We start from the raw sequence: 13,352 nt of genomic DNA, 5'->3' as shown, positions 1-13,352 counted from the left end.
GGGACGATCTCCGAAAATCGGTTGGACACGAGCGGTCGACGCGGCGCGGACCCTACCGAAGCCCCCGCCGCCCCGCAATCGGCCGTTGGACGAACCGTCCGTCGCCCTCAGGTCGGCGGCTCGCCGTGGCGCACGCGCTCGAGCACGACCATGACGGCGAGCGCCAGCCACGCGACGATCAGCACGGTGCCGCCGATCGGCGCCGCCATCGGGAAGAGATGGACGCCGGCGAAGGAGAGCAGGGTGATGTCGATCCCGAAGATCGCCGCGCCCAGGCCCATCGCCAGGGCGATCTTGCCGACCGCGCCCGGCGCCGTCGCGTCGCCGCGCCGCAACGCCACCAGACCGACGATCGCGGCGGCATGGATCATCATGATCTCCGCCGCGCTCGCCAACGGACCGCCGCCCGTCACATGCGTCGCCAGCGCCGCGTCCGCCACGCCGCCGGCCCCCAACAGGCCGGCCAGCATCAGATCGAGTTCGGTCCGTCGCATTCCATCACCTCACTTGCGCACATAGGCGACGGCGGGGCCGCCGTCCCTGGCGATCGACACCTGTGGCACGGCGGGGGCCGTCGGCGCCAGCTTTTCGCTCGGCGCCATCACCACCGCCTCGCCATCCACCACCGTCTTGCCGTCCTGATTGACGCCGGTGCACTCCAACACGACGATCTTCTTGTCGTCGCGCTTCTCCTTGACCGTCACCTTGAAGGTGATGCGATCGCCGATCGTCACCGGCCGCTTGAAGGCGAGCGACTGTGACAGATAGATCGTGCCCGGACCCGGCAGATGCACGCCGAGCAGCGAGGAGACGATCGCGCCCGACCACATGCCGTGCATGATCACGCCCTTGAAGCGGGTGCCGCTCGCATAGACGTCGTCGAGATGAGCCGGATTGACGTCGCCGGAGACCACCGCGAAGAGTTCGATGTCGGCCCGCGTCACCTCACGCGTCACTTCCGCGCTCTCGCCGATCGCGATCTCGTCGTAGGTGCGGTTTTCCATCGTCGTCATCACTGTCGTCCCCATATGCGCGTCGCATGCCGACGCGGTCGGCGCGATCCTAGAGCCAAAGCCCCGGCGAGGGGCTTCGACCTTCGGCGGAGGGTGCCGGCGCGCCGCGTCCGCCTCGTGCCGGCCGCGTCAGACCGGCGACCATGCCACCGTCTCGCCGCCGAAGAGCGGCACGATCTCGCCCGCGCCCGGCACCTCGATCGCCTCGGCCACCGGCCGCGACCGCTTCTCCCACGTCACCCGCTCCGGATTGACCGGCAGGCCGTAGAAGGCCGGCCCCGCCAGCGAGGCGAAGATCTCGAACCGATCGAGCGCGCCCTCCTCCTCGAACACCGAGAGATAGGCCTCGATCGCCGTCGGCGCCGAGAAGACGCCGGCGCAGCCGCAGGCGGTCTCCTTGGTGTGCTTCAGATGCGGCGCGGTGTCCGTGCCGAGGAAGAAGAGACCGTCGCCGGCGGTCGCCGCCGCCCGCAGCGCCAGCTTGTGGGTCGAACGCTTGAGGATCGGCAGGCAATAGAGATGCGGCCGGATGCCGCCCTTGAAGAGGGCATTGCGGTCGTAGAGCAGATGCTGCGGCGTGATCGTCCCGGCCATGCGGCCGGCATGGGCCTTCACCACCGCCACGCCCTCGGCCGTGGTGACGTGTTCCAGCACCACCTTGAGGCCGGGGAAATCGGCCAGGAGCGGCAGCAACACCTCCTCGACGAAACGCGCCTCGCGATCGAACACGTCGACCTCGGCCCGGGTCACCTCGCCGTGGATGAGGAGCGGCATCCCCGCCTTCTCCATCGCCGCGAGAACCGGGCGCACGGCGGCGATCGAGGTCACGCCGAACTGGGAATTGGTGGTGGCGTGCGCCGGATAGAGCTTGACCGCCGTCAGCACCCCGTCGGCATGGCCGGCGACGATGTCGGCGGGATCGCTGCCGTCGGTGAGATAGGCGGTCATCAGCGGGGTGAAGGTCACCCCTTCCGGCACCGCCGCCAGGATCCGCTCGCGATAGGCGGCCGCCAGCGCCGTGGTGGTCACCGGCGGCGTCAGATTGGGCATGACGATCGCCCGGCCGAAGGCGCGCGCCGTGAAGGGCACCACCGCGCGCATCGGATCGCCGTCACGAAAATGGACATGCCAATCGTCGGGGCGATGAAAGGTCAGGCGGGTCATGAGCGGGCTCCGCGAACACGATGAACTCGTTTCACGAGGCAAAGCACGGTCGCCGGCCGTGTTCAAGGGAAGGAGAGAGCCCGGAAAAGAAAAAAGGCCGCCTTGCGGCGGCCCAAGTCTAGGGAGGAAACGCCCAAGGAGGGCAGTGAAACGGTCGAGACGACCGCGTCACACCCGAGACTTAAGGCGGAACGCTTCGCGGCGCAATACGGGATATACCGCGTGGCAGCAATGCAAAAACGCATAGCTCGACCTCGAAGCTATCGTCGCGCGACTACGTGTCGCGGTCCAATGACTCTACGTCATAGGACCTTTCCCGGATTGAGCGTGCCGTTCGGATCGAGCGTGCTCTTCACCGAACGCATGACTTCCATCGCCACCGGATCCTTCACCTCGGCGAGGAGATGCCGCTTCAGGGCGCCGATGCCGTGCTCGGCCGAGACCGATCCGCCGTGCTCGAGCACCACCGCGTGGACCACCCGGTTGAGCGCGTCCCACCGCGCGATATAGGCCGCCTTGTCGGCGCCGACCGGCTGCGAGAAGTTGAAATGGATGTTGCCGTCGCCGAGATGGCCGAAGGGAACCGGCCGAATCCCCGGAATCAGCGCCTCGGCGACGCGGATCCCCTCCGCGATCACCTCCGGCACCGAGGCGATCGGCACCGACACGTCGTGCTTGATCGAGCCGCCCTCGATGCCCTGCACCTCGGACATGCCCTCGCGGATCTTCCACAGCTGCGCCCGCTGATCGAGCGAGCCGGCGATCACCGCGTCGAGGACGATCCCGTCCTCCATCGCCGTGCCGAGCCAGGCCTCGAGACCCTCGCCGACACCTTCGTCCTCGGCGCTCGAGATCTCCACCAACACGTACCAGTCGTACTTGTCGGCGATCGGATCGCGCGCGCCCGGCAAGTGCTTGACCACCAGATCGATGCCGATCCGCGGCATCAGTTCGAATCCCGTCAGGGCCTTGCCGAAGGTCGCCTTGCCCTGTTCGAGGAGCCGCACCGCCCCGGCCGGATCCTCCACCGCGACGAAGGCGGTGCCGAAGGTCCGCGGACGCGGCACCATCTCCAGCACCGCAGCGGTGATGATGCCGAGCGTGCCCTCCGAGCCGATGAAGAGATGCTTCAGGTCGTAGCCGGTGTTGTCCTTGCGCAGTTTGCCGAGGCCGTTGAGCACCCGCCCGTCGGCCAGCACCACCTCGAGCCCCAGCGCCAGCGCGCGAGTGTTGCCATAGGCGATCACCTGGGTGCCGCCGGCATTGGTGGAGAGATTGCCGCCGATGGTGCACGACCCCTCCGCCGCCAGCGACAGCGGGAACAGGCGATCGACGCCTTCCGCCGCCTCCTGCGCCCTGAGCAGCGTCACGCCGGCCTCCACCGTCATCGTGTCGGAGACCGGGTCGACCTCGCGGATCCGATCGAGCCGCTTCAGCGACAGGACGATCTCCTCGCCCGTGGACGACGGGATCTGCCCGCCGACGAGGCCGGTATTGCCGCCCTGGGGCACGATCTTGAGCCCGTTGCCGTCGGCGAAGGCGAGGATCGCCGAGACCTCGGCGGTCGTCTTCGGTTCGACCACGCAGATCGTCGCGCCGCGATAGAGACCGCGCGGCTCGAGCAGATAGGGCTCGATCGTATGCGCGTCGGTCAGGACGTGCTTTTCCCCGACGATCTCGACGAGGCGTTCACGGACGGCTTCGGGCGACAGGGCGGCGGTCATGGCGACGGATCCGTTGAGTGGAGACGAAGGACACCCTCGATACTCTCCCGACCCCGCCCATGTCACGCCCCGATGTCACCTCCGCCCTTCGCTCGCCTCATCCCCCCCGGCGCCGTGGCGGCCGCGCCCGCCGCCCGGCCGCGCCGCCGTCCCCACCAGCCGGAGAGACGATCCATCAGCAGCCACACCGCCGGCGTCGTGTAGAGGGTCAGGAGTTGCGACACGAACAGACCGCCGACGATCGTCACCCCGAGCGGCCGCCGCAGCTCCGCCCCGGCGCCCGAGGCCAGCACCAGCGGCAGCGCGCCGAGGAGCGCCGCCAGCGTCGTCATCAGGATCGGCCGAAACCGCTCGACCGCCGCCCGCCGCACCGCCGTCGCCGAATCGAGCCCCTCCTCGCGCATCGCCTGGATGGCGTGGTCGACCAGGAGAATGCCGTTCTTCTTGACGATGCCGATCAGCAGAATGATGCCGATGATCCCGACCAGATCGAGCTGCATGCCGAACAGCCACAGGGCCGAAAGCGCCCCGAGCCCGGCCGGCGGCAGGGTCGAGATGATCGTCAACGGATGGATCAGGCTCTCGTAGAGCACGCCGAGGATGATGTAGACCACCGCCAGCGCCGTCACCACCAGCACCCAGGTGCTGTTGCCCGACTTCGCCAGTTCCTTGGCGTCGCCGGCGAATTCGGCGTGGAGCGTGTCGGGCGGATGGAGCGCGTCGAAGGCGGCGCGCACCGCCGCGTTGGCGGCATCCGCGCTCGCCCCCTCGGCGAGCCCCCAGGTGACGGTGATCGACGGAAAGGCGCCCTGATGGCTGACCCCGAGCGGCGCCGTCGCCCGCTCGATCTTGGCCACCGCCGCCAGCGGCACCTGGGTTCCGTCGGCGGCCGAGACCCAGAGGTCGGAGAGGTCGGTCGGATCGCGCGCCCGGTCGGGATCGATCTCGAGCACCACTTTGTACTGGTTGCGGCCGCCGTAGATGGTCGAGATCTGGCGTTGGGCGAAGGCGTCGCCGAGGGCGGCGTCGACGTCGCGCACGCTCACCCCGAGCCGCGAGGCCGCCACCCGGTCGATCACCACCCGCGCCTCGAGACCCGGCGTCTGCCGATCGGCCGAGACGTCGACCAGCTCCGGCCGCGCCTCCAGCGCCTTGACCACCTTGGGCGCCCAGGCGACCAGTTCGTCGAGATCGGGATTCCACAGGGTGAACTGATAGGGCGATTTGCCCGAGCGCCCGCCGGCGCGCACGTCCTGCATCGGGAACATGAAGACGCGGATGTCGCCGAGCGAGGCGAGCTTGCGCCGCAAGCGATCGATCACCCGGAGCGACGGCTCGCCGCCCTCCTTGACCGACTTCAGCGACAGGAACATCCGCCCCTGGTTGACCTGCCCACCCGACGAGCCGGAGACCGACGAGGCGACGCCCACCACCATCGGATCGGCCATCACCCGGTCGGTCGCCTCGCGTTGCAGCGCCATCATGCGAGGGAAAGAGACGTCCGGCGAGGCCTCGGTGAAGGCGAAGACGAGGCCGGTGTCGTCCTGCGGCACCATCCCCTTGGGCAACGTGATGAAGAACCACACCGTCAGCCCGACCGTGGCGCTCGCCAAGAGCACCATCCACCACGGCCGTCTCAACACGCCGCCGAGACTGTCGCCATAGGCCCGTGACACCCGCTCCAACACCCTGTCCGAAATCCGCTCCATCCGGCTCGGCGGCCCCGAGCGGATCAGGTGGGCGCAGATCATCGGCGTCACCGTCAGCGACACCACCGTCGAGACGACGATGGCGAAGGTCATGGTGAAGGAGAATTCGGAGAAGAACATCCCGATGATGCCGCCGGTGAACATCAGCGGGATGAAGGCGGCGATCAGCGACAGGCCGATCGCCACCACCGTGAAGGCGATCCGCCGCGCCCCGTCGAGCGCCGCGTCGATCGGCCCGAGCCCCTCGGCACGGCGCCGATGGATCGATTCGATCATCACGATCGCGTCGTCGACGACGAAACCGACCGCGATCGTCAGCGCCATCAGCGACAGATTGTCGATCGAGAACCCGGCGATCCACATCGCCACGAAGGTCCCGGCGAGCGCCAGCGGCACCGTCACCCCGGCCGCGAAGGTCGGCGTCCAGCGCCCGAGAAAGGCGATCACCACGCCCATCACCAGGATCATCGAGATCACCAGCGTCTTCTCGGTGTCGGCGACCGAGGCGCGGATGGTGACGGTGCGATCCGAGACGGTCGAGATCTCGAGCCCGGCCGGGATCCGCCCGTCGAGACCGGCGATCGCGGCCTTGACCCCATCGACGGTGGTGATGACGTTCGCGTCCACCTGCCGGGTGATGAACAAGAGCACCGAGGGTTTCGCCCCGAACCAGCCGACCGAGCGGGTGTTGCGCACCCCCGTCGTGACCTCGGCGATGTCGCCGAGCCGGACGATGGCGTCGCCGTCGGCCTTGACGATCACCCGCGCGAAGGCCTCCGGTGTCGCCAGAGCGCTGTTCGAGGTGATCACCTCGAAGGCTCGGTCGCCGTGGAGACCGCCGAGCGCGGCATGGACGTTGGCCTTCGCGATGGCGCTGCGCACCGCGTCGAGGCCGATCCCGGCCGCCGCCATCCGCGCCGAGGACAGGCGCACGCGGATCGCCGGTTGCTCGCCGCCGGCGACCGAGACGTCGGCGACGCCCTCGACCTGCGACAGGGTCTGGACGATGGTGGTGTCGGCGACGTCGTAGATGTCGGCCGGCCCCATCGTGTCGGAGGTCAGCGCCAGGATCAGCACCGGCGCCGCCGCCGGGTTCATCTTGCGCACCACCGGCGCGGAATTGAGATCGCTCGGCAGATCGGCGACGGCGGCGTTGATCGCCGCCTGGACGTCGCGCGCGGCGCCGTCGACCTTGCGCGAGGGATCGAACTGCACCGTGATGCCGGTCGAACCGAAGGTCGAGGTCGAGGTCAGCTCGCTGACCCCGGCGATGGTGCCGAGCGAGCGCTCGAGCGGCGCCGCCACCGTCGCCGCCATCGTCGCCGGATCGGCGCCCGGCCGCGACACCTGGATGCGGATGGTCGGCAGATCGACCGCCGGCAGGCTCGCCACCGGCAATTGCCCCCAGGCGACGATCCCGACCATCATCAGCGCCGCCGCCAGGAGCGTCGTGCCGACCGGCCGACGGATGAAGGGCCGGGAGAGATCGATCACGGCGCCGCCTCCCCCGATCCCACCTTCACCGCGCCCGGCGGCGCCCGGAACCCGAGCCGCGCCCGCAACGCCTCCACCGCCAGATAGACCACCGGCGTGGTGTAGAGCGTCAGGAGCTGCGACAGCAGCAGCCCGCCGATGATGGTGATGCCGAGGGGAACGCGGAGCTCCGACCCGGTCCCGTGCGCGAAGGCGAGCGGCACCGCCCCGAAGAGGGCGGCGAGCGTCGTCATCATGATCGGCCGGAAGCGCAGCCGGCACGCCTCGACGATCGCCGCGCGCGGATCGTGGCCGCGTTCGCGCTCGGCGACGATCGCGAAGTCGATCATCATGATCGCATTCTTCTTGACGATGCCCATCAAGAGAATGATGCCGATCAGCGCCACCAGCGACAGGTCCTGACCCGTCAGCCGCAGCGCGATCAGCGCGCCGACACCGGCCGAGGGCAGCGTCGTCAGGATCGTGAAGGGATGGGCGAAGCTCTCGTAGAGCACGCCGAGCACGACGTAGATCGTCGCCACCGCCGCCAGGATCAGCCACGGCTGCGAGGCGAGCGAGCGGGCGAATTCGGCCGCGTCGGCATCGGCCCGGCCGATCACCCCGGTCTCCTCGCCGAAATCGGCCCGCACCGCCTCGATCGCGGCGAGTGAGGCATCGAGCGACACCCCCGGCGCCGGATCGAAGGAGAGCGTCGCCGCCGGGAACTGATCGACCCGCGCCACCGACAAGGGCGCCGTGCCGCGCTCGATCCGCGCCAGCGCCGTCAGCGGCACCTGCGCGCCGCTGCTCGACGCGACCCGCAGCCGGTCGAGCACCGAGGCGTCGACACCCGCCGAGAGATCCGCCTCGAGGATCACCCGGTACTGGTTCGCCTGCGCATAGATCGTCGAGATCCGCCGCTGCGAGAAGGCGTCCGACAGCGCGTCGTCGATCGACTGCACCGAGACCCCGAGCCGCCCGGCCCGTTCCCGGTCGATCGCCACATGCACCGCGAGCCCGTCGTCGCGGGTCTCGAGCGTGACATGGGCGAATTCGGGACGTGCCGCGAGCGCCGTCGCCAGCGCGTCCGCCTGCCGCGACACCGCCGCGCCGTCGATGCCGGTCAGCGTGTATTGATATTGCGAGCGGCTGGAGCGCGTCCCGATGCGGACGTCCTGCACCGGCTGGACGTGAACCGCCGCGCCCGGCACCGCCTCCCCGAGCCGCCGCAGCCGCGCCGCGACCTCGGCCGCGGTCGACACTCGGGTCTCGCGCGGCGCCAGATCGACCGTCAGCCGCGCCGTATTGCCGGTGGCGTTGAGCCCTCCGATGCCGATCACCGAGACCACCCCGGCGACGTCCGGATCGCTCTCGAAGGCGCGCGTCACCGCGTCCTGGAGCCGCGTCATCTCGGCGAAGGAAGCCTGCGACGCCCCTTCCAGAACCACCGAGATCAGGCCCGTGTCCTGATTGGGCAGAAACCCCTTCGGGCTCGCGACATAGAGCCACGCGGTCGCCCCGAGCGAGGCGAGCGTGACCGCGAGCACCAGACGCGAATGCGTCAGCGCCCAGCCGAGCGAGCGTTCGTAACCGCGCGCCATCGCCGCGATCGGCCATTCCGCCGCCGCCAAGAGCCGCCCGAGCATGCCGCCGCGATGCTCCTCGTGCGACCCCTTCAGGAGCCGCGAACACATCATCGGCGTCAGCGTCAGCGACACCACCGCCGACACCACCACCGCGATCGACAGCGTCAGCGCGAATTCGCGGAACATGCGGCCGACCAGCCCGGTCATGAACAGGAGCGGGATGAACACGGCGATCAGCGACAGCGTCAGCGACACCACCGTGAAGCCGATCTCGCCGGCGCCGGCCTTGGCCGCCTCGAGCCCGCCCATCCCCTCGTCGCGCCGCCGCACGATGTTCTCGATCATCACGATCGCGTCGTCGACGACGAAGCCGGTGCCGATCGTGAGCGCCATCAGCGACAGATTGTCGAGGCTGAAGCCCATCGCCCACATCACCGCGAAGGTCGCGACGATCGAGAGCGGCAGCGTCACCGCCGCGATGATCGTGGCCCGGAGCGAGCGCAGGAAGAGGAGCACTACCATCACGACGAGGGCGCAGGACAGAACCAGCGTGAATTCGACGTCGGCGATCGAGGCGCGGATCGTCGTGGTGCGATCGTGCACCACCTCGAGCGTCACCCCGGCCGGCATCGACCGGGCGAGGCGCGGCACCTGCGCCATCAGCCGATCGACGGTCTCGACGATGTTGGCTCCCGGCTGCTTCTGAATGTCGAGCACCACCGCCCGCTTGCCGGCGTACCAACCGCCGACCTGGGCGTCCTCGAGCCCCTCCACGACGGTGGCGACGTCGGCGAGCAGCACCGGCGTGCCGTTGCGCTTGGCGACCACCACCCGGCCGAAGCCGGCGGCATCGGGGATCTGATCGTTGGCGCCGATCGCCCACGCCTGCCGCGCCCCGTCGAGCGCGCCCTTCGATCCCGCCAGATTGGTCGCCGCGATCGCCGTCCGAAGATCGGCGAGCGAGAGCCCATAGGCGGCGAGACGATCGAGATCGGCCTTGACCCGGAGCGCCGGGCGCACGCCGCCGGCGATCGACACCCGGCCGACGCCGGAGATCTCCGAGAGCCGCTGCGCGATCAGCGTGTCGGCGAGGTCGGAGAGCTGGCGCAGCGGCGCCGTCGGCGAGGTCAGCGCCAGGGTCAGGATCGGCGTGTCGGCCGGATTGACCTTGGAATAGACCGGCGGATAGGGCAGATCGCTCGGCAGCGTCCCGGCGGCGGCGTTGATCGCCGACTGCACGTCCTGCGCCGCCGCGTCGATGTCGCGGTCGAGCTCGAACTGCAACGTCACCCGCGACAGGCCGTAGGAGCTTTCCGAGGTCATCGTCGTCAGCGACGGGATCTTGCCGAACTGCCGCTCGAGCGGCGCCGTCACCACCGTCGAGGTGGTGGTCGGATCGGCGCCCGGCATCCGCGTGGTGATCTCGATGGTCGGGAAATCGACCTGTGGCAGCGACGAGACCGGCAGCTTCATGAAGCCCAGCACGCCCACGACCAGGAGCGCCGCCGCCAAGAGCGAGGTGGCGATCGGCCGGGCGATGAAGGGCGCCGAGACGCTCATGGGGTGGATCCGGGACGTTTGGTCCGGCGCGGTTTGGCTTCGGCCGGCGGCGTCTCGCCGGGCGCGGCGGCCGTGTCGACCTGCACCGCCGCCCCGTCGGTGAGCCGGGCGAAGCCGGTGGTCACCACCTTCTCACCGTCGGCGAGACCCGAGGCGATCACCGCCCGCGTCTCGTCCTGGCGCGTCATCTCGATCGGCCGGCGGCGCGCGGTGGCGTCGTCACCGACCACATAGACCCAGGCGCCCTCCGCCGAACGCTGCACCGCCGCGCTGGGGATCACCGGCACCGCCGTCAGCCGGTCGACCGAGATCCTGAGATCGACGAACTGACCCGGCCACAGCCGCGTCTCCGCATTGGGCAGGCTCGCCTTGAGCTTGACCGTGCCGGTGGTGGAATCGACCTGATTGTCGATCACCGTCACCCGGCCCCGCTCCACCACGCTCTTGCGATCGGCCCCCAGCACCTCGACCGCGATCGGCCCGCGCGCCTGCGCCGCGAGCAGAGACGGCAACTGTTGCTGCGCCACCGTGAAGGTCACCGCGATCGGCCGGATCCGGGCGATGGTGACGAGGCCGGCGCTGTCGGAGGCCCGCACCAGATTGCCGACGTCGACGGTGCGCAGGCCCGTGCGTCCCGAGATCGGCGCGCGGATGGTCGTATTGTCGAGATCGATCTTCGCGGCGTCGATCACCGCCTGATCGATCCGCGTCTGCGCCTCGAGCTTGGCGACCGTCGCGCGTTGCGAATCGGCCTGCTGGCGCGAGCCCGCCTCGCTCTTGGCGAGCCGCTCGTAGCGCTCGAGATCGGCGCGGGCATTGGCGAGATCGGCCGCGTTCTGATCGCGCTTGCCGACCGCCTGATCATAGACGGCCTTGTAGGAGGCCGGGTCGATCACCGCCAGCACCTCGCCGGCCTGGACCTCCTGGCCGTCGGCGAAGCGCAGCTCGAGGAGCCGCCCGTCGACCTGGGCCCGGACCGTCACGGTCGCGTCGGCCTGGACGGTGCCGATGCCGTCGATGGTCAGATCGACGTCCTCGCGCGCGACCGCCGCGACCAGAACCGGCGTCGGCCCCTGCGAACGCATCGAGCGCCGCCCGCCCATCCCGGCCCCAGGCGGTCCCGGCGGCAGCGATTCGGCGGTCGTGCCCGCCGGCTTCGATCCGATCGGCAGATGGCCGGTCTTCCAGGCGACGCCGGCCGCGATCACCGCCGCGATCCCGAGGAGGAGAACGATGCGGGATGCGCTCATGGCGTCGCGTCCTTCGCCGCGACCTGCGGCCGTTCCTTGATCCACCCGCCACCGAGCGCCCCGGCCAGCGACACCACCGCCCGGAGCCGCGCCAGCCGCACCGAGACCAGGGCCTGCTCGGCCGAGAACAGCGTCCGCTCCGCCTCGAGCACCGTGGTGACGTCGATCGTCCCCTCCGAGAGCCGCTCCTCGGTGAGCTTCTGCGCCCGCCGCGCCGCCGTCACCACCGCCCGCTGCAGCACTTCGTGACGCCGGTTCTGCTCGACCGCGATCAGTGCGTTCTCGACGTCGCCGAGCGCCTGATGCACCGTCGAGCGATAGGCCGCGACCAGTTCCTCGTGCCGCGCCCGCGCCTGATCGAGCGAGGCCTGCCGCGCGCCCGCGTCGAAGATCGGCGCCGTCAGCCCGGCCGCCGCCTGTGCGGCGATCGCGTCGGGTCGGAGCAGGTTCTTCAGAAAGGCGCTGGCGAGCCCGGTCGAGCCGGTCAGGGTGATCTCCGGCAGGAAGGCCGCCCGTGCCGCCTCGACATTGGCCGACTGCGCCTCGAGCGTCGCCTCGGCCGAGGCGACGTCCGGCCGCCGCGTGAGAAGGCGCGACGGGATCCCCGCCGAAATCGTCGGAACCCGAACCCCGGAGACGCCGCCGGTCTTCACGTCGAGCGCCTCGGGACTGCGGCCGGTGAGGATCACCAGGGCATTGCGGGTCTGCCGCGCCTCGATCTCGAGATCGGGCACGGCGGCGCGCTGGCTCGCCACCAGACTCTCCTGCTGCGCCAGATCGAGCGCCGTCGCCGTGCCCACCTCGATGCGCCGTTTGTAGATCGCGAGCGTCCGCTCCGCCGTCGCCACGCTCTCGCGGGCGATGCGGATGCGCTCGCGCGCCGCACCCACCCGGAGCCACGCGTCGACGATCGCCGTCGAGGTCGAAAGCCGCACCGCGTCGCGCTCGATCCGCGACGCCTGCGTGGTCGCCACCTGCGCCGCCGTCAGAGCCCGGAGCCGCCCGCCGACGTCGAGCGTCCACGAGCCGGCGAGGCCCAATTGGTAGGAATCGGAGACCGTGGCGCGAAACGGCGGCGAGAACGACGACCGCGTCCCCGGCGTCACCGCCCGCGAAACCGAGCCAGAACCGTCGACGGAAGGCGCCAGATCCGCCCGCCGCGCCGCGAGCTCGGCCTCCGCCTGAGCGACCCGCGCGCTCGCCTGGGCGATGTCGAGATTGTCCACGTCGGCGAGCGCCACCAGACGCTCGAGCTCGCGCGAGCCGAAGCCGCGCACCCAGTCGGACCCGACCTCGGTCCCCGCGTCCGTGCCCGCCGTCCAGGTCTTCGGCATCTCGCCCGTCAGATCCGGCGTCACCGGCGCCTCGCCGCAGGCCGAAAGCGCCAGGGTCGCCCCGAGAACCATCCCGAACGCGGCGACGCGCGCGCCTCCGGCGGCACCACCGCCGGCCGGTCGCTCCGCAGTTCCAGTCGCCCCGCCTTCGATCATGCCCCGTCCCGTACCCTTCGCGATCGCGAGACCCTACTCGACCGCCCCGCCGGCCAACAAATGAAATTCCCTTCATCTGCCCCTACGGCCACCGCGCCCGCGCCCATGGCCGGAGCGCCGCCGCCCGTCCCGATGACGCATCGCACAATAAGCGAGGTCGAATGCCGATCATTCGTGCTGCATCGCAAGATTTGTCATGACGAATACGTCATTCGCGAGCCCTTCGGCGCCACCACCGAACGATGGGTGAAACCTGCCCATGTCCTTGCACGGCTCACTTGTCGTCTCGGGTGCTCCTGCCCCCCCGACCGAGGTCGATAAGACTTTATTCCGACGTGGATCATTGACGAAACGAGGGTTGTTCGCCCCCGTTCTCGACCAAA

8 protein-coding genes are annotated in these 13,352 nt (G+C 70.0%); all 8 read right to left on the bottom strand.

Annotation, left to right across the window (positions count from 1 at the left end):
- Positions 1-107 precede the first annotated feature (107 nt).
- Positions 108-494, bottom strand: coding sequence for a DUF423 domain-containing protein (locus J3S89_RS19605; RefSeq protein ID WP_217929967.1), 387 nt, complete (start codon positions 492-494; stop codon positions 108-110).
- Positions 495-503: 9 nt separating this feature from the next.
- A complete protein-coding gene (locus J3S89_RS19600; RefSeq protein ID WP_217929964.1) occupies positions 504-1,013 on the bottom strand; it encodes a MaoC/PaaZ C-terminal domain-containing protein in 510 nt (169 codons plus the stop codon).
- 129 nt (positions 1,014-1,142) lie between these two features.
- A complete protein-coding gene (gene pyrC, locus J3S89_RS19595) occupies positions 1,143-2,177 on the bottom strand; it encodes a dihydroorotase (RefSeq protein ID WP_217929962.1) in 1,035 nt (344 codons plus the stop codon).
- A 302-nt stretch (positions 2,178-2,479) separates the two neighbouring features.
- Positions 2,480-3,901 (bottom strand): FAD-binding oxidoreductase, encoded by a 1,422-nt coding sequence (locus J3S89_RS19590; protein WP_217929960.1) that lies wholly within the window; start codon positions 3,899-3,901, stop codon positions 2,480-2,482.
- A 62-nt stretch (positions 3,902-3,963) separates the two neighbouring features.
- The gene (locus tag J3S89_RS19585; protein ID WP_338019806.1) at positions 3,964-7,104 is read right to left on the bottom strand and encodes an efflux RND transporter permease subunit; all 3,141 of its coding nucleotides are present in this window, start codon (positions 7,102-7,104) and stop codon (positions 3,964-3,966) included.
- The gene (locus tag J3S89_RS19580) at positions 7,101-10,229 is read right to left on the bottom strand and encodes an efflux RND transporter permease subunit (protein WP_217929957.1); all 3,129 of its coding nucleotides are present in this window, start codon (positions 10,227-10,229) and stop codon (positions 7,101-7,103) included. The genes J3S89_RS19585 and J3S89_RS19580 overlap by 4 nt, the downstream gene beginning before the upstream one ends.
- The gene (locus J3S89_RS19575) at positions 10,226-11,479 is read right to left on the bottom strand and encodes an efflux RND transporter periplasmic adaptor subunit (RefSeq protein ID WP_217929955.1); all 1,254 of its coding nucleotides are present in this window, start codon (positions 11,477-11,479) and stop codon (positions 10,226-10,228) included. Before J3S89_RS19575 ends, J3S89_RS19580 begins: the two co-directional genes overlap by 4 nt.
- Complete coding sequence (locus J3S89_RS19570; RefSeq protein ID WP_217929952.1) at positions 11,476-12,969, bottom strand: efflux transporter outer membrane subunit; 1,494 nt, start codon at positions 12,967-12,969, stop codon at positions 11,476-11,478. Before J3S89_RS19570 ends, J3S89_RS19575 begins: the two co-directional genes overlap by 4 nt.
- Positions 12,970-13,352 lie beyond the last annotated feature (383 nt).

This window comes from Pinisolibacter aquiterrae, from assembly GCF_019160155.1.
Classification (GTDB): domain Bacteria; phylum Pseudomonadota; class Alphaproteobacteria; order Rhizobiales; family Ancalomicrobiaceae; genus Pinisolibacter; species Pinisolibacter aquiterrae.
This window is presented reverse-complemented; position numbering and strand designations above follow the sequence as displayed.

Bases quoted from the DNA above. Each gene is read 5' to 3' on its own strand.
- J3S89_RS19605 (WP_217929967.1), bottom strand. From the start codon at position 494: ATGCGACGGACCGAACTCGATCTGATGCTGGCCGGCCTGTTGGGGGCC.
- J3S89_RS19600 (WP_217929964.1), bottom strand. From the start codon at position 1,013: ATGACGACGATGGAAAACCGCACCTACGACGAGATCGCGATCGGCGAG.
- pyrC (WP_217929962.1), bottom strand. From the start codon at position 2,177: ATGACCCGCCTGACCTTTCATCGCCCCGACGATTGGCATGTCCATTTT.
- J3S89_RS19590 (WP_217929960.1), bottom strand. From the start codon at position 3,901: ATGACCGCCGCCCTGTCGCCCGAAGCCGTCCGTGAACGCCTCGTCGAG.
- J3S89_RS19580 (WP_217929957.1), bottom strand. From the start codon at position 10,229: ATGAGCGTCTCGGCGCCCTTCATCGCCCGGCCGATCGCCACCTCGCTC.
- J3S89_RS19575 (WP_217929955.1), bottom strand. From the start codon at position 11,479: ATGAGCGCATCCCGCATCGTTCTCCTCCTCGGGATCGCGGCGGTGATC.
- J3S89_RS19570 (WP_217929952.1), bottom strand. From the start codon at position 12,969: ATGATCGAAGGCGGGGCGACTGGAACTGCGGAGCGACCGGCCGGCGGT.